The following is a 19401-nucleotide window of genomic DNA, read 5'->3' on the forward strand; positions in this document are numbered from 1 at the left end:
TATTGAAGGATGTCGAATCAAGATCCGGGCGACGCATGCTGTTCGCCGCTCGCGCGCACGCCACTGACCGAGGACCGGGCCGGTGACCTGGCCCGTATGTTCAAGGCGCTCGGTGACCCGGTGCGGCTGCGGTTGCTGAGCCTGGTGGCCAGTCACGCCGGCGGCGAGGCATGCGTGTGCGACATCTCCGATACGTTCGACCTGTCGCAGCCGACCATCTCGCACCATCTCAAGGTGCTGCGCGAGGCGGGGCTGCTCGATTGCGAACGCCGCGGAACGTGGGTGTACTACTGGGTGATTCCCGCTGCGCTGCGGCAGCTGTCGGAGGTACTCGTGGCGCAGGGTGGGCCGTCGCGGGCTTGTGCGGAGGTCACGGCGTGAGCGGGGCTTCCAGCGTCCCGCAGCCCGCCGTGGTCGGCAGGCTCTCGACGCTGGATCGTTTCCTGCCGGTGTGGATCGGCGTCGCGATGGTCGTCGGCCTGCTGCTGGGCCGGATGATCCCCGGGCTCGGCGACGCGCTGAGCGCCGTCGAGATCGACGGGATCTCGCTGCCGATCGCGCTCGGCCTGCTGATCATGATGTACCCGGTGCTCGCGAAGGTGCGCTACGACCGCCTCGACACCGTGACCGGCGACCGCAAGATGCTTATCGGCTCGCTGGTCCTCAACTGGGTCGTCGGGCCGGCGCTGATGTTCGCCCTCGCCTGGCTGCTGCTGCCCGACCTGCCCGAGTACCGGACGGGCCTGATCATCGTCGGACTCGCCCGGTGCATCGCAATGGTCATCATCTGGAACGACCTCGCCTGCGGTGACCGCGAGGCCGCCGCCGTCCTGGTCGCGATCAACTCGGTGTTCCAGGTGCTCATGTTCGCCGTCCTGGGCTGGTTCTACCTCTCGGTCCTGCCCGGCTGGCTGGGACTCGAGCAGACCACGATCGACACCTCGCCGTGGCAGATCGCGAAGTCGGTGCTGATCTTCCTGGGCATCCCGCTGCTCGCCGGGTTCCTCACCCGCCACTTCGGGGAGAAGGCCAAGGGCCGCGACTGGTACGAGTCGACGTTCCTGCCGAAGATCGGCCCGTGGGCCCTCTACGGTCTGCTGTTCACCATCGTGATCCTCTTCGCGCTGCAGGGCGACCAGATCACCTCCCGGCCCCTGGACGTCGTGCGGATCGCGATCCCGCTGCTCGCCTACTTCGCGATCATGTGGGGCGGCGGCTACGCCCTCGGTGCCGCGATGGGTCTCGGCTACGAGCGCACCACCACGCTCGCGTTCACCGCTGCCGGCAACAACTTCGAGCTCGCCATCGCCGTGGCCATCGCGACGTACGGGGCGTCGTCCGGTCAGGCGCTGGCCGGTGTCGTGGGGCCTCTGATCGAGGTGCCCGTGCTGGTCGGCCTCGTCTACGTGTCCCTCGCGCTCCGCACACGTTTCGCGGGGCACGTGCCCGCAGCAGCCCGGAAGGAGTCCTGATTCGTGTCCACGACCCCGAATGTGTTGTTCGTCTGCGTCCACAACGCCGGAAGATCACAGATGGCCGCAGCGTTCCTCGTCTACCTGGCGGGGGACAGGATCGAGGTGCGGTCGGCGGGCTCGGCTCCAGCCGAGTCGGTCAATCCCGCTGCCGTCCAGGCGATGGCCGAGGTCGGCATCGACATCTCGCGGCAGAGCCCGAAGATTCTCACGCCCGACGCCGTCGAGTCCTCCGACGTCGTGATCACGATGGGGTGCGGCGACACCTGCCCGGTGTTCCCCGGTGTCAGCTACCGCGACTGGACGCTCGACGACCCGGCCGGGCAGGGCGTGGACGCGGTGCGTCCGATCCGCGACGAGATTCGGGCCCGGGTCGAGGCGCTGATCGCCGAACTGCTTCCGGAATAGCCCAAGTCGTCCATTGATCCCGGTGCGCAACCAAACCTCTGCTACCTTACCAAGCAAGTGCTTGCTTTGGGAGATCGAGGGGGATGGGATGCTCACGCTTGTCCGTGCAGTCGTGATCGGGTCGGACGCGCGCGTTCGGGTGGCTGAGGGGGCGCGGTCGTGACACTGAAGACGAGGATCACCGAACTGGTCGGCGTCGAGCATCCGGTCGTGCAGACCGGCATGGGGTGGGTGTCCGGATCCCGACTGGTCACCGCGACCGCTCGGGCCGGCGGGCTCGGCATTCTCGCGTCGGCGACGATGACCTACGACGAACTGGCCACGGCGATCCGGGATGTCAAGGCGCGCACCGATGCTCCGTTCGGTGTCAATCTGCGCGCCGACGCCGAGGATGCACAGAAGCGGGTCGACCTGATCATCCGCGAGGGCGTGCGGGTCGCGTCGTTCGCGTTGGCCCCGCGCGAGGAGATGATCGCTCGGTTCAAAGAGGCCGGCGTGGTGGTGATTCCGTCCGTCGGCGCCGCGCGCCACGCCGAGAAGGTGGCGCGTTGGGGTGCAGATGCGGTGATCGTGCAGGGCGGCGAGGGTGGTGGCCACACAGGTGGTGTCGCCACCAGCCTTCTGTTGCCCTCGGTGCTGGATGCCGTGGACATACCGGTGATTGCTTCGGGAGGCTTCTTCGACGGCCGCGGTCTCGCGTCCGCGTTGGCCTGCGGTGCTTCGGGTATCGCGATGGGGACGCGATTCCTGCTGACGAAGGAGAGCACCGTCCCGGAGTCCGTGAAACGGGAGTATCTGGCCCGTGGGCTGAATGACACCGTCGTCACGACGAAGGTCGACGGGATCCCGCACCGGGTGTTGCGCACCGAACTCGTCGATGCACTGGAACGCACCCGGGGCGTCCGCACGTTGGCGCACGCGGCCGTAAACACCGTCAGGTTCCGGAAGCTGACCGGCATCTCGTGGCGATCGATGATCGCCGAAGGCCTCACTATGGTGCGATCCGGTGATCGCACCCTGTCCCAGCTGATGATGTCGGCGAACAGTCCGATGCTGTTGCGGGCAGGACTAGTCGAGGGCAACGCTCGCGCGGGCGTCCTCGCCTCCGGTCAAGTGGTCGGAATGATCGACGATCTTCCGAGTGTGGCCGAGTTGATCGACGAGATCGTGAGCCGAGCCGAGCGATGCCTCGACGAACTCGAGAAGGTCCGCTAGGTCCAGGGAAACCGGCGGTGATGCGATCCGGTCCGATACGTGTTCAGCAACAGGAGGATTCGCCAGCCGGCGCCTCGTCGGCAGAGGTGCCGCAGCACACCCCGCTGTCGGTGCTGGACGGATGCTGCGGGCTCGAGCCGAAGGTGTCCGAGTCGGCGAGGACCGTGTAGACCTCCCACTTCTCGCCCGCCGGACCGGTGACCCACACCTTGTCTTGCGTGGCGAAACAGCAGGTGGTGCCGATCTCCTCGTCGGTGAACAGGCCCTCGCCGGTCAGTCGGGCGATCTCCTCGTGAACCTTGGTGCTGGACTCGACCTCGACGCCCAGGTGGTTGAGGGTGCCGCCCTTGCCCGGATTTTCGAGCAGTACCAGCTTGAGAGGGGGTTCGGCGATCGCGAAGTTCGCGTAGCCGGGCTTGACCTTCGCGGGCTCGGTGCCGAACAGCTTGGAGTAGAACGTGATCGCCTCCTGCAGGTCGTCGACGTTGAGAGCGAGCTGGGCGCGTGACATGACAGCCTCCACTTATGCGACATATATCGAATTACCGACTTCGAGAGTGCCCATCTTTTCGACATAAGTCAAGTAAGTGGTTACGATCGTTGTCATGCCCAAGACGCTGCCGATGGTCGATGTCAGTGCCCCGATCTGCTGCGCTCCCGTCTCGGCGGGCCCGATGGGCGACGAGGCGGCGCTGCAACTCGCACTGCGGCTGAAGGCTCTCGCCGACCCGGTCCGGATCAAGCTCATGTCGATCCTGCTCACCGCGGACGGCGGCGAGGTGTGTACGTGCGACCTGGCCACCGGTGTCGGCCTGGCGGAGTCGACCGTCAGTCATCACCTCGGCCAGCTCAAGAAGGCCGGGATGGTCGAGCGCACCCGCCGCGGCATGAATGTCTTCTACCGTGCACAGGCCGAGGCGCTCGACGCGCTGCGAGTGGTGCTGGACCCGAACTGCTGCGTTCGGCCCTGACCGCGGGGTGCGCGCGATCGGGGAGCCTCGGCGCTGCAGCGCGCGTTACAGTGGACCGAGCCGTGTTACCGCGTTTCTCGATCGCGAGGAGTCTGTCGTGGACGTCGGATTTCTGGGCATGGGCACGATGGGGCAACCGATGGCGCGCAATCTCGCCCGCGCCGGACATGCGGTGAAGGTGTGGAATCGCACTCCCGGTAGGGCTGCGGGTGTGGTCGACTACGGAGCCACCGAGGTGTCGGCGGTGTCGGATGCGCTGCACCAGCCGGTGGTGTTCAGCTCACTCGCCGACGACCGGGCGTTCGCGGAAGCGGTGCTGTCGGCGCCGTCGCTGCAGGCCGCGCAGCCCGGTTCGGTGCACGTCAACCTGGCGACCGTGAGCCCGGGGATGTCGACGGAGGCGGTATCGGCATTGGGGGAGAGGGGGATCCGCTACGTCGCCGCGCCGGTGTTCGGCCGGGCGGAGGTCGCCGAGGCGGGAGAGCTCACGGTGCTCGCCGCCGGTGATCCCACCGCGGTGGACGAGGTGGCCCCGCTGCTCGCGGTGATCGGGCGTCGGACGTGGCGGATCGGTGACGATCCGAAGCAGGCCAACGTCGTCAAGATCCTCGGAAACTATCTGATCGCCAACGCGATCCAGGCGATGGCCGAGGCGACGACGGTGGCGGAGAAGGTGGGCGGTTCACCCGAGCTGTTGATGGAGGTCATGAACGACAGCCTCTTCCCGGGCGGCGTCTACGGCGGTTACGGGAAGATGATCGCGCAGCGCAACTACGAGCCCGCCGGTTTCCGGCTCACGCTGGGCCTCAAGGATGTTCGACTGGCGCTGTCGGAGGCGCACGATGCCCGGATCGGCCTGCTGTTCGGCAGCGCGCTCGAGAATGTGTTCCTCGACGCGCTCGCGCACGGGCAGGCCGACCAGGACTGGTCCGCGATCACCGAGTCCACCCGGCGCCGGGCCGGTTTGACGAACGACTGAGGCGGTCGCTCAGCCGACGGCCGCGGCCTGCCCGCCCATGCCGACGCCGGCCCCTCGTCGCCGTGGAGCACGAAGTCGATGTCGACTTCCTGCACGTCCGGGCGATGCGCGCGAATCGTGTAGGCGCGCATCCACGGACGGATGTCGTCGGGCATCGCGAGATACGCGCGGTGCCAGGTCATGATGTCGCCGTCCGAGGGTCGCGGCGGCACCTCGGGCTCGCTGTCGGTGCGGGAGAAGAACAACTTGACCTGCTGCTCGGGGGAGACCGAGCTGAAGCGGTGGAGGTCTGTGCCGCCGAAGGTGAGCCTGCCGTAACTGGGTGTCCGGGCGCACCCCCGTCGGATCGGGGGTGCGCCCGGAGCTACCTAGATCGCGGCGCGCACCACGTGCGCCGCCTCGACGAGGTTGCGCAGCGACGCCTCCACCTCGACGGGTCCGCGGGTCTTGAGGCCGCAGTCCGGATTGACCCACAGGCGCTCGGAGGGCACCGCCTTGAGCGCGGCCCGTAGCGATCCGGCGATCTCGTCGACCGACGGGACGCGCGGCGAGTGGATGTCGTAGACCCCTGGCCCGACACCGAGGTCGAAGCCGACCGCGTTGAGGTCGTCGAGCACCTCCATGTGCGAGCGAGCGGCCTCGATCGAGGTGACGTCGGCATCCAGGCCGGCGATCGCCCCGATCACCTCGCCGAACTCGGAGTAGCACAGGTGGGTGTGCACGGACGTCGAGTCCTCGATGCCCGACGTCGCCAGCCGGAACGCCCCGACCGCCCAGTCCAGGTAGGCGGGCTGGTCCACCGCGCGCAGCGGCAGCAGTTCGCGCAGCGCCGGCTCGTCGACCTGGATGACCTGTGCACCCGACTTCTCGAGGTCGACCGTCTCGTCCCGAATCGCGAGCGCGATCTGATCGGCCGATCTCGCAAGCGGCTGGTCGTCGCGCACGAACGACCACGCCAGGATCGTCACCGGGCCGGTGAGCATGCCCTTGACCGGCTTTGCGGTGAGGGACTGTGCGTACGACGTCCAGTCGACGGTCATCGGCCGCGGACGGCGGACGTCGCCGAACAGGATCGGCGGACGCACGCAGCGGCTGCCGTACGACTGCACCCACCCGTTCACGGTCGCGGAGAAGCCGTCGAGCTGTTCGGCGAAGTACTGCACCATGTCGTTGCGCTCGGGCTCGCCGTGCACGAGCACGTCCAGGCCCAGCTTCTCCTGCAACGCAACCACATCGGCGATCTCGGACTGCATCCGCCGCACGTACTCGGCGTCGTCGATCTCGCCCTTGCGCAGCGCCGCGCGGGCGACCCGGATGGCGGTGGTCTGCGGGTACGAGCCGATCGTGGTGGTGGGCAGCGGGGGTAGCGGCAGCACCGCGGACTGGGCCGCACGACGCTCGGCGGCCGGGCTGCGACGACGGTCCGCGTCGGTCAGTGTGGCGAGCCGGTCGCGGATCGCGTCGTCGTGCAGACGCGGGTCGGCGGCGCGGGTGGCCGCCGCTGCGCGGGCGTCGGTCAGCTCGGCGGTGATGGCGTCGCGGCCCGACTGCACGCCGGTAGCCAGTGTGGCGACCTCCTTGATCTTCTCGACACCGAAGGTCAGCCACGACCGCAGCGCGCGATCCAGGCCGTCCTCGCCGTCGAGGGTGTACGGGACGTGGAGCAGCGAGCACGACGTGGAGACGGCCACCGAACCGGCGCGCTCGCGCAGGGCCTCGAGGGCGTCGAGCGAACCGTCGAGATCATTGCGCCAGATGTTGCGGCCGTCGACCACACCGGCGACGACGTGCTTGCGCTCGAGGCCCGGGGTCGCGATCACGGAATCGAGCGAGCCCGCGACCAGGTCCACGGCCAGCCCCTCGACACCGGTCTCGGCGAGTACCGGCAGCGCCGGACCCAGGTCGCCGAAGTACGACGCCAGCAGGATCGCCGGACGGCGATCGAGCGCCGACAGGCGGTTGTACACCGCGCCGACCGCGGCGATCTCGGCGTCGGTGCGGTCCGCGACCAGGGCCGGCTCGTCGATCTGCACCCACTCGACGCCCGCGTCCTCGAGACGCGCCAGCAGATCGGCGTACAGCGCCACGATCTCGTCGAGGCGATCCAGCGGAGCTCCGCCCTCGAACTTGGACAGCAGCAGGAACGTGACCGGTCCGATCACGACGGGTCGGACCGGAACACCCAGCGCCAGTGCCTCGTTCACCTCGCCGAGCACCTTCGACGGGTCGAGCGTGAAGACGGTGTCCGGGGTGATCTCGGGGACCAGATAGTGGTAGTTGGTGTCGAACCACTTCGTCATCTCGAGCGGCGTCACGGTCGCGTTGCCGCGGGCGGCGGCGAAGTAGCGGTCCAGTGCGTTGTCGATCCCGGCGACCCGCTCCGGCAGCGCGCCGAGCATGACGGCGGTGTCCAGCATCTGGTCGTAGTACGAGAAGACGTTGACCGGCACGGAGTCGATGCCGGCGTCGACCAGTTCGGTCCAGGTCTGCCGGCGCAGATCCTTCGCCACGGTCTCGAGTGCGGCGGCGTCGAGGTTCCCGGCCCAGTAGGACTCGACGGCCTTCTTCAGTTCGCGCCGGGGCCCGATGCGCGGGGAGCCCAGCACGGTTGCGGTGAAAGCGAATGTCACGGTGTTCTCCAGTTGCTCACAGCGTGGATGGCCACCACCGGCAGACGAGAACAGACCGAGCCCCTGGTGTGCGTCCGCCAATGGGGCAGCACGAAGTACCGAGCTGATCTACTCGCCTTTTCCTCGAGGCGGTGGACCGTCGGGCACGGCGTGCCCGACACAGTCGGCAGGTCTTCGGACTCGTGGACACTTCGGACAGCGCCGAAACCTACTGGCCGTCGCTTCCCAGACCTTCTCGGTCCAGTGCATGTGACGGCGGTCGTTCCCACTCACCGCTGCGGGACAGTCCCGGATTCTCACCGGGTTCCCTCTCACCCCCGTGGTCTCGTGACCGCGGATGCTTCGACGCCGGGCGGTGGTCTTCGGGGCTCCTCACGACCGCGCCTGGCGAACCAGCTGCACCGCCCAGCATAAGCCCTCGAAACACACCGATCGGGCGGGCCCGGTGACAGGCCCGCCCGATCGGGGACGGAATGTTCGCTTGTCGCGCCGCCCTACGACTCCGAATCCTCGGTGAGCCAGGCGTCTCCGAAGAGCAGGATGCCGTCGGCGCTGGGCGTGATCCCGTGGACGTTCTTGCTCCACGGGATGAAGTACTTGCCGGCGCCGGTGACGACCATCGGTGCCGTGTCGTTCACGAGGGTCTGGATCTCCTGGACGACCCCGAGCCGGGCCTCGTCCGTCGGGGCGGTCTGCAGCTTGCCGAGCAGCGCGTCCATCTGCGGGTTCTTGTACCCGAGGGCATTCGAGGGTGATTCGCTGAAGAGATTGCCGTACAGACGCACGAACGGCGACTCGTCGAGAACGTTGAACCCCGAGTACGAGACGTCGTAGTCGTACTGCACGAACGTCTTCTTCACGAGATCGTTGATGTTGGTCGCCCAGACGATCTCGACGGTGAATCCGACCGCCTGCAGCATCGACTGGAAGGCCAGGGCGCCGCGCTGGGCCGCCGGATCGTTGAGCCCGACGTAGGTGAGCTTGCCGTCGTATCCGTCGGCCTTGGCCTCCGCGAGGTACTTCTTCGCCGCTTCCGGGTCGTAGGCGGGGCCGGCCACGTCGCCGTGCCACTTGGACCCCGACTGGAACATGTCGCTGCTGGGCAACCCGAAGCCGCCCTCGTAGCGTTCGTTGTAGGACTCGGGGTTGAACGAGGCCACGACCGCCTTGCGAACCCGCTCGTCCGAGCCTGCTCGACCCTCGCGCTGATTGATCAGACCGATGCCACCCATGTTGGCGGTGTAGACGTATCCGGGGTCGCCCGCTTCGAGGGCGCCGTGCACGACGTCGGCCGCTCGCAGGTAGGCCGCCTGGATGCCACCGGTGTGCAGGGCGTCGACCTTGGCCTGCTCATTGACGATGGCGGGGAAGCGCAGCTTGTCCAGGTGCGGCTTGCCGTTCCAGTAGGTCGGGTTCGCGGTCAGGACCAGTTCGTCCTGGGAGGCGAACTTCTCGACTTGGAACGGGCCGGCACCGACCGGAGTGAAGGTGCCGGTCGCCGTCGAGGCCGGCGAAACGATCATGCCGGGCCCGGTGGTGAACATGATCGGGAACTCGTTCCACGCCTGCTTGAGCGTGAACACCACCGTCGCCGGATCGGGCGAGGCGACGTCGGCGACACTCGCCTTCCACACCTGGCTGTGCGTGCCCCTCTTCTCCAGGTAATGGTTGATGCTCCACTGCACCGCCGCGGCATTCACCGGGGTTCCGTCACTGAACTTCGCGTCGGGCCGGAGCTTCAACGTCCACACCGTGTTGTCGGCGTTCGCGGTCAGCGACTGCGCGAGTTGTGGCTGATACTCCTTGCTTTCGGAGTCGTAGCGCATCAACAGGTCGTAGATCGCCGCCATCTCGCTGCCACCGGTGGCGCCGCCGTCCTGGCGGTCGGCCGGATCGAGACTGCTCACACCGTTGTACGTGGCGTACGAGACCATGCCGCCGGACTGCGGATCGCCGCCGTCCGGTTGCTCTCCCACGATCCCGGTCCTCACGTCGGAGGCGTCGGTCGACGAACCTGACTCGCCGGCACACCCGGCCAGTAGCACGGTGGCGGTGGCGAGTGCCGTGAACATCGTTCCGGCGCGGGCGAGAGACGATCGTTTCATTCGAACCTTCTTCCGTTTCGAAGCTGAGAGGACCGGGGACCGTGAGCGTGCTACGGCGCCATGGTCTGGGCGGTGAGGAATCCGGACGGGTCGTGGCGGCCGGCGACACCGTGCTCGAACATGCCCCAACCCACGTCGCCGTTGCAGGTGGCGCGGGCGATGTGTTCGACGGTGCCGTGCGGAATCCGGGGCGCGAGTGCGGGATCGGTCAGGTCGTACAGCGAGGAGGAGCTCCAGCTGCGGCCCTTCCACTGCCCGTGATTCCACTCGGGATCACTGCCGTACCCGGAGCCGATCTGCAGGACGACGAATCCGAGCGGGTCGATGTCGACCACGAGGGGATCGCCGGTCGGCGTGGTGAGATGAATGCGAATCGATTCGGGGGTGCGGGTTCCGCTGCGGTAGGTGATCTCGAATCGCGGCCAGCCCAACTGCTCGATTCGACCGTCGGGGAAGATTCTGGTGGCGTGGTTGAGCGTCCGGTGTCCGTCCGGTCCCTCCTGCGCGATGATCATCAGCGCGTAGTCGTCGAATCGCAACGGAACGTACGCCCACCAGAATCCACCGACCGGCTCGTCGGCCATTCGGCCGAGCGGTTCGCGTTCGCCCACCGGCCGGATGCCCCAGGAGCGGTCGCGGGTGCCCGTCCACACCGAGGGATCCACGGTGAGGTCCGTGCCGTCCACGCTGATGGTGCCGGCCCAGCTTCCGACCTGAGCGAAGCGGCTGGCGTCGAGCGACGGCCGGTTGCCCGCCATGAGCTCGTGATGCTCCTCGAGCACCGCGGGGAAGGCGCCCTCCCAGACGAGGTCGGCCGACAGATCCGCGTGGTCACAGATCAGGCGGACGGTCTGCAGGGGTTTGACGACCTCGAGGCGGTACCCGCCGACCTCGGCTTCGATCGAGCGGGCGTCCAGCGCGTCGGAGAACCGGACCGACCTCTGGGTGTCACCGCGGCGGACGGTGACGAACGCGTCGCGGACACCCAGATTGGGGTACACACCGAAGCCGGACACGAGGAAGATGTCTCCGGTGCGGTCGTGACCGTTGAAGTAGAAGCGGTCGTAGAAGTTCCGGTCGCTGCTGGCGACCCGCGCCATGGACAGCGGCGACTGATGGATGGGGTATTCGTCGAGCGGATCGGGGTTCACATTGTCTCCCAAGAGTATTCGTTTTCGATCAACCGTCGGAGCATTCGATGGTGCAGGACGTATTCGTCGGGGTCGTCGGGCGCAGGGCTGTCGCCGAAGTGGATGGACCGCCGTTTGATCCGGGACATGATGATGCCGTGGCGGATCGCCGCGTACCCGAGGTAGAAGTCGAGGTCGCGTAGCTCGACTCCGGTCGTATTCTCGTAGTGGGCAACCACGTCCGCGCGTTGCAGGAAGCCCGGTAGCCCCGGCCGGCCGAACTGCTCGGCCATGTCCTGGTACATCCGGTGGAAGAAGACGAACCAGCCGACGTCCAGTTCGCGTGGGGCCAGCGTGGCCAGTTCCCAGTCGAGGACGGCCGCGGGTGCGAAGTCGCGGTACATGATGTTCCCGATCCGGGAGTCGCCCCAGCACAGCACCGGCTCGGACGGACTGCTGGGCCAGTTCTCCTCCAGCCAGTCGAAACCTCTCTCCAACAGCGGGATACGCAGTCCGTCGTCCTGCCGCGTCCATTCGTAGTACGCGCGTTCGCCGTCGACGTGCCGACGCAGCGCGTCGTCGGCTGTACCGACACCGAGTTCCGGCAGCAGGGAACGGGGATCGGGAATGGAATGAATGCCGGCCAGTACGTCGACCGAGCCGTGCTGCACGACGTCCAACTGCGCCGTCGTGGCCTCGTGCAGCCAACCGCCGAAGACGTACGGCGGGTTGTCGACCGGGACCACGCCGTCGACGCGATCCATCACCACGAACGGCCGCCCCAGGACGGCGGGCGACGATTCGATCCATCTGACCCGTGGCACGGGCACCGTGCTGTGGTCCGCGACGGTCCGCATCACCGCGGCCTGACGCTCGAGGTCGTAGCCGGGAAACACCGGAAGTGCCGTGGGCTCCGGCGCCAGTCGCGCGACGAGATCGGCGCGCTGACGCGATCCGTCCAGGTCCCACTCGACGGTGAACAGCACGGAGATGCTGGACATCCCGGACTCGGATGGCTTTCTCAGGTCGGAGATCCGCGCGGTCGGGGTTGCGAGCCGGTCCCGGATCCAGCCTTCGAGGCTGCGCTGCAGGCCGGTGACGTCGGTAGCGGTGGTGGTGACGGTCGTGTTCACTCCGCGTGGCGGAGCCGGATGGGTGGTCATCGCTTCCCTTCTGTCCGGGTCACTGCGCGGCGCTCGTGGCGGGTGCGACGAGGGTTCGGAACACGAGGGACCCGTAGCCGCCGTCGACCGGGAGGTCGACACCACTGATCCACGAGGCCTCGTCGGACGCGAGATAGACGATGGCGTCGGCGATCTCCTCCGGGGCCGCGTGCCTGCCGGCCCAGGCCGCCGCGCCGTTGATGACCGCCTCGCCCATCGTCGCGGTGAACTCCGGCAGCAGTGGCGTTCCCACCGTGCCGGGGGAGACGGTGTTGGAGCGCAGGCCGAGGGTCTTGTAGTCCACCGCCAGGTTGCCCGAGTTCACGATGGCCGCTTCCTTGGACAGCGAGTAGCAGAGTTGGTCGATGCCGGGCAGATCGGCGAGCGAGTCCAGGGCCTCGTCCCAGTCGTCGATCGCGAGGAATGAGTTGGCACGTGCGAAGTTCCGCTGCCACTGGAAGCCGGCCTGCGATGCGGTGGTGACCACGACGGGCCGCGGACCGAATTTGGGGAGCAACAGGCGGGTCAGGTCACGAGGTGCGAGCGCGTTGACGGACAGCACCGTCCGCCACGGCTGGGTCGCCGCGACGCCGGCGTTGTTGACCAGGACATCGATCGGCCCGTCGATGGCGTCGGCGACAGCGCGCACGCCGTCGGAGGTGGAGAGGTCGCCGACGACGGTGCGGGCCACGAGCGGCCCGGAATCGGCGGCGGCGCGGTCGACACCGATCACGACAGCGCCGAGTTCGGTCAGTGCGGCGGCCGTCGCCGCCCCGATGCCCGACGCGTGGCCGGTGACGACGACGGTCTTGCCGTTGAGACTGTGCACGTTGGGTCTCCTTGCCGATTCAGTGGGCGACCGGGCAGGAGCCGTAGTCGACGGGCAGTGCCTTGATGCTGTTGAGCCACCCCGAGTGCATTCGCACCGGAGGGCCGAGAATGCTGATGTCGGGAAGGTGGTCGGCGATCGCGTTGAACATGAGATCGACCTCCAGGCGGGCGAGGTTGGCTCCGACGCAGTAGTGCACACCGGTGCCGCCGAAGGACAGGTGCGGGTTCGGGGAACGCGTGATGTCGAATCGCCGGGGATCGTCGAAGACCTGCTCGTCGTAGTTCGCGGATGCGTACAGCATCACGACGCGGTCGCCCTTGCGGATGTGCTGACCACCGAGTTCGGTATCGCAGGTCGCCGTCCGCTGGAACGACAGCACCGGGCTCGCCCAGCGGATGATCTCGTCGACTGCCGTCGCGGGTCGCTCGCGTTTGTACAGTTCCCACTGCTCGGGGTTGTCGACGAACGCCATCACCCCCTGGGTGATCGAGTTCCGCGTGGTCTCGCTGCCGGCCACGATGAGCAGGATCACGAAGTGCGCGAACTCCTCCGGTGTGAGGGAGCCGTCCGAGATCTGCGCCTGGACCAGTTTGGTGACGATGTCGTCGGCGGGCCGCGCGCGCCGATCGGTGGCCATGGCGTGGGCGTATTCCATGACCTCCCGCACCGCGACGAGGGGGTCGTCCATGACGTCGGGATCGTCGCGGCTCGTCATCGTGTTGGACCAGTCGAAGATCTTGCGGCGGTCCTCTTGCGGAATACCGAGGAGGTCGGCGATCGCCTGAAGCGGTAGTTCACACGCGGCCTGCTCGACGAAGTTGCCGCGGCCGAGAGTCGCTGCCGTACGGGCGATGTCCTCGGCCCTGACGCGCAGGGCGTCGCGGAGGCCGTTGATGGCGCGCGGTGTGAACCCGCGTGTGATGATCCGGCGAAGTGTCGCGTGTTCCGGCCCGTCCTTGTTCAACAGGGTCAACCGGCCGGCCTCGACCTGGGCGCGGGGGCAGTCGTCCTCGTTGCGCACCAATGCGGTGTTCTCCCACGAGGAGAACACCCCGTCGGAGCGGGACACCTCCTGGACGAGGTCGTGGGTGGACACCACCCAGAATCCGTCGTCCTGGTAGCCGGCGGCACCGCGGCGCTGGGGATTCCACCACACCGGCGCCGACCGGCGAAGTTCGGCGAAGAGGTCGTGCGGTATCCCGTCCTCGAATGTCGACGGATGGGTGAAGTCGATTCCTTCGGGAAGATCTATTGGTGCTCGAAGATCCATTTGCTGATCCTTCAGGGTCGTCGGAGAAGGTGCCGTGGAGTTTGAGAACAAGCGTGTGACGCGGGATCTACGCTGGTGAGAGCGTCGAACCCGGAAGAAAGATCCAGTTAACGGAGCCTGTTAAGAGTGATGCGGAACACACTAACGGAGTTTGTTAGGCTGTCAAGCATGGTGGCGGACATTCCCGCGAAAGAGCGATTGATGCGAGCCGGGGAGTACCTGTTCGCGCGTGAAGGTATCGATCGGGCCCGCATCCGGGACCTCAACGATTTGGCCGAGGTTCGCAACGACTCCGCGGTCCACTACTACTTCGGCTCCCGGGAGGGCCTGCTCGAAGCGATCGTGGTGCGTCACATGGGGGACATCAAGGAGCGCATCGAAGAGATGGTCGAGCGGTACTGCGTGGGCCGGGAGCCTTCGAAGTCCGCTCTTCGCGACTCGATCGGCGCGCTGACGGTCCCGTTCGCTGCGAAGCTCCTCGACGATCGGGGGCGGGACTTCATGCAGATCGTGGCCGAGGTGTACGAGCGGCGCGGCGGTCTGGCCGACGCGCAGTACATACCGGCCAGCGAGATCGCGAAGGACCTCGTCCGCCGATCGATGGTCGGCATGAGTGACGCCGTGCGGGAGGAACGCTATCGCCTGACGATCAACTTCATGGTCTCCGGTATGGCCGCGCGGGCTCGGGCGTACGACGCCGAACGCGAGTTTCCGCTCGACCACGACACTTTCGTCGTCAACCTCGTCGAGATGGGCACGATGGCGTGCCTGGCCGAGCTGCCCGACGGTCCGCTCTTCCCGGGTTAGAGCCAGCCGTTCGCGTCGGCGATGCGCGCGGCCTCGGTGCGGGTGCCCGCGCCCGTCTTGCCGATCGCCGAGGACAGATGGTTATGGACGGTCCCCGCGGACAGGAACAGCGTCGCTGCGATCGATGCCACCGGCGCTCCGTCGCGCGCTGCCCGCAGCACCTCGGTCTCGCGTTCGGTGAGCGGTGACTCGCCGCTGACGAGGCTGTCCGCGGCCAGCGCCGGGTCGACGATACGCACGCGGGTCGACGGCATCGCCTCCCGCAGCGCCGCGGTGGCCGAGATGCCGTCCAGTCCCGGCATTTCCACGTCGAGCAATGCGACATCCGGGTGGTGTTCGACGGCGGCCCCGACCACCTCGTCACCGCGACCCACCTCGGCGACCACGTGGTGGGCAGGAATCGGGCGACGCCGTCGGTGTCCGACGAGTGCACCACGACTGACTGACCGCGCAGTTCGACGGCGTCGGCGTGCGGGATGGACTGCAGCAGTTCGGTGTTCGCGCCGGGTAGCGTCGCGCGCAGGATGCGGCCGGCCGTCAGCGCCTTGATCTCGGCGGTGGTGCCGTCCGCGACCACCCGGCCCTGTCGCACCAGCACGATGCGGTCGGCGTAGGCGTCGGCCTCCTCGAGGTCGTGGGTCGCGAATACGACGGCGCGGACCGCGTCGGCGTCGGCACGGATCGCCGACCAGAACTGGCGGCGCCCCTCGACGTCCAAGCCGGCCGTCGGTTCGTCGAGCAGGATCAGCGACGGGTCGGGCAGCAGCGGCATCGCGAACCGCAGCCGCTGCTGCTGTCCACCGGAGCACTTGCGGACCGGGCGGGACGTGATGTCGAGGATCCCGGCGCGGCGCAGCCAATCTGCGCAGCGCCGACCCGATCGCCCTCACACTTCCGTCACGAGCTACCCGTGACATTTGTCAGGGTTTGTCGGTCGCTCACCGGCCTGCACCTCGGTGGGGCGCAGGAGTGTGATCGTCGTCTCGTTCGAGGGGGTCGGTGTGCGACCGGTCGGAAGTGCCGCTAACCTGGCAAACGTGTCAGCGACCTATTTCTGGTTTAGCAGGCCGGCCCCGGGTGGGTCGGTCGGCGTAACCACGCGCTGACAATCCACCCCAGAGCCGGATGACAGACCGGCTCGCTGGGATTCTTCACAGTCTTCGAGGGTCGGCCTGAGAACAGGAAACCGAACCCCATGACCGTTATCGCCAATGATCAGCGCCTCGACGATCAGCGCACCGTCAGTATCAGCCCGCTCGTTGCGCCGTCCGTCGTGCGCGCCGAGCACACCCCCGACGAGGTGGCCGCGGCCACCGTGCGCTCGGGCCGCGCCGACACCGTGAACATCCTCAACGGCGACGACGACCGCCTGGTCGTCGTCGTGGGCCCGTGCTCGGTGCACGATCCCGAGGCCGCGATGGACTACGCGCGTCGTCTCGCCGCGAAGGCCGAGGAACTGCGCGACGACCTGCAGATCGTGATGCGCGTGTACTTCGAGAAGCCGCGCACCACGCTGGGTTGGAAGGGCCTGCTCAACGACCCGCACCTCGACGGCACCTACGACATCAACACCGGCCTGCGGATGGGCCGCAAGCTGCTGCTCGACATCTCCCGTCTGGGCCTGCCCGTCGGCTGCGAGTTCCTCGACCCGATCATCCCGCAGTACATCGCGGACCTGGTGACCTACGGCGCGATCGGTGCCCGGACCGCGGCCAGTCAGGTGCACCGTCAGCTGTGCAGCGCGCTGTCCATGCCGGTCGGCGTCAAGAACTCCACCGAGGGCGACGTTCAGGTCGCGGTCGACGGCACCCGTGCGGCGGCCGCCAGCCACGTGTTCCCCGGCACCGATCTCGAGGGCCAGGCGGCGCTGATCCACACGGTCGGCAACCCGGACTGCCACGTGATCCTGCGCGGCGGCACAGACGGACCGAACTACGACGCCGAGACGGTCGCGGACACCCTTGCGCGCCTGCGTAAGTCGGGTCTGCCCGAGCGCGTCGTGGTCGATGCCAGCCACGGCAACAGCCGCAAGGACCACAACAAGCAGGTCGACGTGGTCATCGGCATCGCCGAGCGCATCGAGGCCGGCGAGAAGGGCATCGTCGGCATCATGCTCGAGAGCTTCATCGAGGCCGGGCGTCAGGACTTGACCCTCGGGCAGGCCGACGAACTCACCTACGGCCAGTCCATCACCGACGCGTGCATCGACTGGGACACCACCGCGGCGACCCTGGATCGACTCGCTGCCGCGGTGGCCGCGCGCCGCTGAGCCGGACACCGCACGCCACGCACCCACCCCGTGCCCGGGGTGGGTGCGGCGGGTGTCTTCCGCACATGGTGGCGGATGCCACCATCGGCGCTTCGCGCGGCTGAGGCCAGCAGGTATCGGCGGTTCGGGGTGGTCGGTATCCCGATCGAGTCGGGCGAATACCGCGAAGGACCCCTACGTTGGACAAGTGCCTTCTGCCGTCTGCACCCGATTCCGGCGCGCAGATGGCGCGGAAGGGAGTTCGCAGTAGTGAATGTGCGCAATGCTTGGCGTGCGATGAAGAAACCGGTGTTCGTGCCGGCTTCGATCGTGATCTTCGCGATGATCGCGTTTGCGGTGGTGTACTCGAGCGCCGCGGAGGGTGCGTTCGAGTCGCTCAATCGGGTGATCTCCGACGGGGTCGGATGGTGGTACATCCTCGCCGCCACCGGATTCGTTGTGTTCGCGCTGTACTGCGGGGTGAGCCGGATCGGCAACATCCGACTCGGGCGGGACGACGAGGAACCTGAATTCTCGGTCCTGTCCTGGTTCGCGATGCTCTTCAGTGCCGGTATGGGCATCGGTCTGGTGTTCTACGGTGTTGCAGAACCGCTTTCGCATTACGTGAAACCGCCGGAGGCCGGTCGGGTCGCCGGCTCGTCCGACGCCGCCGCCAACCAGGCCATGGAACTGACCCTGTTCCACTGGGGCCTGCACGCGTGGGCCATCTACGTCGTCGTCGGCTTGGGTCTGGCGTACATGACCTACCGCAAGGGCCGTCCACTCTCGGTGCGGTGGCTGCTCGAGCCACTTCTGGGTCGACGCCGCATCGAGGGTCCGATCGGGCACGCGATCGACGTGGTCGCGATCGTGGGCACCCTGTTCGGTGTCGCGACCTCGCTCGGATTCGGGATCCAGCAGATCACCGCGGGTCTCGAGTACCTGGGGTGGGTGGAGGTCGACAACTGGCTGATCATTGCGCTGATCGCCGGCGTCACCGCGCTCGCGACGTTCTCGGTGGTGTCCGGGGTGTCCAAGGGCCTCAAGTGGCTCTCCAACATCAACATGCTGCTCGCGGTGGCGCTCGCCGTGTTCGTCCTGCTGCTGGGGCCGACGCTGTTCATCATGCAGTCGTGGGTCCAGAACCTCGGCGGCTACATGCAGGCCCTGCCGAAGATGGCGCTGCGAACATCTCCGTTCGCGGAGGACGGATGGGCCGGGGCCTGGACCATCTTCTACTGGGGTTGGTGGATGAGTTGGGCGCCGTTCGTCGGCATGTTCATCGCCCGCATCTCCCGGGGCCGCACCATCCGCGAGTTCGTCTTCGGCGTGCTGCTCGCCCCCACCCTCGTCGGCTCGCTGTGGTTCACGATCTTCGGTGGCTCCGGCATTCTCCGCCAGCGCAACGACGGTGACATGCTCGGCGCCGACGGCGTCGTCGACACCAACACGAGCCTGTTCACGCTCCTCGGCGGACTGCCACTGGCGACCGTGACCTGCCTCCTGGCGATCGCGATCGTGATCTTCTTCTTCGTGACCTCGGCCGACTCGGGTTCCCTCGTCATCGACATCCTGTCGACGGGCGGCGACATGGGCACGCCGGTGCTGACGCGCGTCTACTGGGCGGTGCTCCAGGGGGTGGTCGCGGCGGTGCTGCTGCTGGTCGGCGGCAGCGGATCGCTGACGGTGTTGCAGACGGCGTCGATCGCGACGGCGGTGCCGTTCTCGGTGGTGCTGGTCCTCGCCTGCATCTCGATGCTCAAGGCCTTCCGATACGAGGTGGCCGCCGCACCGCGGTACGTCCGGATCTCGTCGGCCGGCGGGGACCGACCGGCCGAGGACCGCGGGCGCCGGTCGGGCGTCTCGGCGACGCTGGCAGGGCTGACGGCGCCCCCGGCCGGGCGATCCGGCCCTGCCGGCGCCCGGCACCGGATCTTCGCGGTGCACGAGGTTCCGACCGGCGCGGTGAGCGTCGACCCGGACTCGGGTGCGGTGACGCTCGACGACGCCGCGCGGGCGACCGACCCGCTCGGCGGCGAGGTGTTCGACACCCCGGAGTTCGCGGACTCGGCCGAGGGGCAGAACCGGCAGCCTGTCGGAGTCGAAACGCCCTAGCTGTACCCGGCCAGGACGTTGGTAGCGGGCGTGTCGGCTTGATGTGAAGAGAACCT

16 protein-coding genes, 3 pseudogenes and 1 riboswitch are annotated in these 19401 nt (G+C 67.7%); of the genes and pseudogenes, 9 read left to right on the forward strand and 10 right to left on the reverse strand.

The annotated features are described in order from the left end of the window. The first annotated feature begins 9 nt into the window (after positions 1-9). The 4 genes from DEU38_RS10765 to DEU38_RS10780 all read left to right on the forward strand — a co-directional run bounded on the left by DEU38_RS10765 (position 10) and on the right by DEU38_RS10780 (position 3095). Positions 10-381 (forward strand): helix-turn-helix transcriptional regulator, encoded by a 372-nt coding sequence (locus DEU38_RS10765; RefSeq protein ID WP_114720905.1) that lies wholly within the window; start codon positions 10-12, stop codon positions 379-381. After that, complete coding sequence (gene arsB / locus DEU38_RS10770; protein ID WP_114720908.1) at positions 378-1472, forward strand: ACR3 family arsenite efflux transporter; 1095 nt, start codon at positions 378-380, stop codon at positions 1470-1472. Before DEU38_RS10765 ends, arsB begins: the two co-directional genes overlap by 4 nt. A 3-nt stretch (positions 1473-1475) precedes the next feature. Then, on the forward strand, positions 1476-1880 hold the full coding sequence (locus DEU38_RS10775) for an arsenate reductase ArsC (protein ID WP_114720910.1): 405 nt from the start codon (positions 1476-1478) through the stop codon (positions 1878-1880). Positions 1881-2039: 159 nt separating this feature from the next. After that, positions 2040-3095, forward strand: a complete 1056-nt coding sequence (locus DEU38_RS10780) for a nitronate monooxygenase family protein (protein WP_220181897.1) — start codon at positions 2040-2042, stop codon at positions 3093-3095. 43 nt (positions 3096-3138) lie between these two features. On the opposite strand, the gene DEU38_RS10785 is transcribed toward DEU38_RS10780, so the two are convergent. Then, positions 3139-3606 (reverse strand): ArsI/CadI family heavy metal resistance metalloenzyme, encoded by a 468-nt coding sequence (locus DEU38_RS10785; protein ID WP_114721013.1) that lies wholly within the window; start codon positions 3604-3606, stop codon positions 3139-3141. Between the two features lie 94 nt (positions 3607-3700). On the opposite strand from DEU38_RS10785, the gene DEU38_RS10790 reads away from it, so the two are divergent. Then, positions 3701-4066, forward strand: a complete 366-nt coding sequence (locus DEU38_RS10790) for an Rv2640c family ArsR-like transcriptional regulator (RefSeq protein ID WP_114720912.1) — start codon at positions 3701-3703, stop codon at positions 4064-4066. A gap of 97 nt (positions 4067-4163) precedes the next feature. Continuing rightward, a complete protein-coding gene (locus DEU38_RS10795) occupies positions 4164-5045 on the forward strand; it encodes an NAD(P)-dependent oxidoreductase (protein WP_114720914.1) in 882 nt (293 codons plus the stop codon). Positions 5046-5077: 32 nt separating this feature from the next. On the opposite strand, the pseudogene DEU38_RS10800 reads toward DEU38_RS10795, so the two are convergent. From DEU38_RS10800 to DEU38_RS10830, 7 genes and pseudogenes are all read right to left on the reverse strand, one after another. Beyond that, a pseudogene (locus DEU38_RS10800) lies at positions 5078-5392 on the reverse strand (siderophore-interacting protein); the annotation flags it as partial. Between the two features lie 21 nt (positions 5393-5413). Next, positions 5414-7675 carry a 5-methyltetrahydropteroyltriglutamate--homocysteine S-methyltransferase gene (metE, locus tag DEU38_RS10805; RefSeq protein WP_114721016.1) on the reverse strand — a complete coding sequence of 754 codons (2262 nt, stop codon included), beginning with the start codon at positions 7673-7675 and terminating at the stop codon, positions 5414-5416. A 147-nt stretch (positions 7676-7822) separates the two neighbouring features. After that, a riboswitch (cobalamin riboswitch) is annotated at positions 7823-8026 on the reverse strand. Positions 8027-8169: 143 nt separating this feature from the next. After that, complete coding sequence (locus DEU38_RS10810) at positions 8170-9780, reverse strand: ABC transporter substrate-binding protein (protein ID WP_114720917.1); 1611 nt, start codon at positions 9778-9780, stop codon at positions 8170-8172. 50 nt (positions 9781-9830) lie between these two features. Then, positions 9831-10931 carry a hypothetical protein gene (locus DEU38_RS10815; protein WP_114720920.1) on the reverse strand — a complete coding sequence of 367 codons (1101 nt, stop codon included), beginning with the start codon at positions 10929-10931 and terminating at the stop codon, positions 9831-9833. Beyond that, the gene (locus DEU38_RS10820) at positions 10928-12073 is read right to left on the reverse strand and encodes a phosphotransferase family protein (RefSeq protein ID WP_114720923.1); all 1146 of its coding nucleotides are present in this window, start codon (positions 12071-12073) and stop codon (positions 10928-10930) included. Before DEU38_RS10820 ends, DEU38_RS10815 begins: the two co-directional genes overlap by 4 nt. 19 nt (positions 12074-12092) lie before the next feature. Further along, complete coding sequence (locus DEU38_RS10825) at positions 12093-12902, reverse strand: SDR family oxidoreductase (RefSeq protein WP_114720926.1); 810 nt, start codon at positions 12900-12902, stop codon at positions 12093-12095. A 19-nt stretch (positions 12903-12921) separates the two neighbouring features. After that, positions 12922-14175 (reverse strand): cytochrome P450, encoded by a 1254-nt coding sequence (locus tag DEU38_RS10830; protein ID WP_114720929.1) that lies wholly within the window; start codon positions 14173-14175, stop codon positions 12922-12924. A 168-nt stretch (positions 14176-14343) separates the two neighbouring features. Between DEU38_RS10830 and DEU38_RS10835 the strand changes: the two genes are divergently transcribed. After that, positions 14344-14982 carry a TetR/AcrR family transcriptional regulator gene (locus tag DEU38_RS10835; protein WP_258557784.1) on the forward strand — a complete coding sequence of 213 codons (639 nt, stop codon included), beginning with the start codon at positions 14344-14346 and terminating at the stop codon, positions 14980-14982. On the opposite strand, the pseudogene DEU38_RS10840 reads toward DEU38_RS10835, so the two are convergent. Next, a pseudogene (locus tag DEU38_RS10840) lies at positions 14979-15368 on the reverse strand (response regulator transcription factor); the annotation flags it as partial. The gene DEU38_RS10835 and the pseudogene DEU38_RS10840 overlap by 4 nt on opposite strands. Positions 15369-15370: 2 nt before the next feature. Beyond that, a pseudogene (locus DEU38_RS10845) lies at positions 15371-15856 on the reverse strand (ATP-binding cassette domain-containing protein); the annotation flags it as partial. A 321-nt stretch (positions 15857-16177) separates the two neighbouring features. On the opposite strand from DEU38_RS10845, the gene DEU38_RS10850 reads away from it, so the two are divergent. Both DEU38_RS10850 and DEU38_RS10855 read left to right on the forward strand, forming a co-directional pair. Further along, the gene (locus tag DEU38_RS10850) at positions 16178-17251 is read left to right on the forward strand and encodes a 3-deoxy-7-phosphoheptulonate synthase (RefSeq protein ID WP_114720932.1); all 1074 of its coding nucleotides are present in this window, start codon (positions 16178-16180) and stop codon (positions 17249-17251) included. 276 nt (positions 17252-17527) lie between these two features. Then, on the forward strand, positions 17528-19345 hold the full coding sequence (locus DEU38_RS10855; protein WP_114720935.1) for a BCCT family transporter: 1818 nt from the start codon (positions 17528-17530) through the stop codon (positions 19343-19345). The last annotated feature ends 56 nt before the right edge of the window (positions 19346-19401 follow it).

The sequence above is a fragment of the Rhodococcus sp. AG1013 genome, assembly GCF_003350365.1.
Lineage (GTDB): Bacteria > Actinomycetota > Actinomycetes > Mycobacteriales > Mycobacteriaceae > Prescottella.

Coding starts and splice junctions, on each gene's coding strand:
- DEU38_RS10765 (WP_114720905.1), top strand. CDS start 10: ATGTCGAATCAAGATCCGGGCGACGCATGCTGTTCGCCGCTCGCGCGC.
- DEU38_RS10810 (WP_114720917.1), bottom strand. CDS start 9,780: ATGAAACGATCGTCTCTCGCCCGCGCCGGAACGATGTTCACGGCACTC.
- DEU38_RS10855 (WP_114720935.1), top strand. CDS start 17,528: ATGAAGAAACCGGTGTTCGTGCCGGCTTCGATCGTGATCTTCGCGATG.
- DEU38_RS10820 (WP_114720923.1), bottom strand. CDS start 12,073: ATGACCACCCATCCGGCTCCGCCACGCGGAGTGAACACGACCGTCACC.
- DEU38_RS10785 (WP_114721013.1), bottom strand. CDS start 3,606: ATGTCACGCGCCCAGCTCGCTCTCAACGTCGACGACCTGCAGGAGGCG.
- DEU38_RS10835 (WP_258557784.1), top strand. CDS start 14,344: ATGGTGGCGGACATTCCCGCGAAAGAGCGATTGATGCGAGCCGGGGAG.
- DEU38_RS10850 (WP_114720932.1), top strand. CDS start 16,178: ATGACCGTTATCGCCAATGATCAGCGCCTCGACGATCAGCGCACCGTC.
- DEU38_RS10790 (WP_114720912.1), top strand. CDS start 3,701: ATGCCCAAGACGCTGCCGATGGTCGATGTCAGTGCCCCGATCTGCTGC.
- DEU38_RS10830 (WP_114720929.1), bottom strand. CDS start 14,175: ATGGATCTTCGAGCACCAATAGATCTTCCCGAAGGAATCGACTTCACC.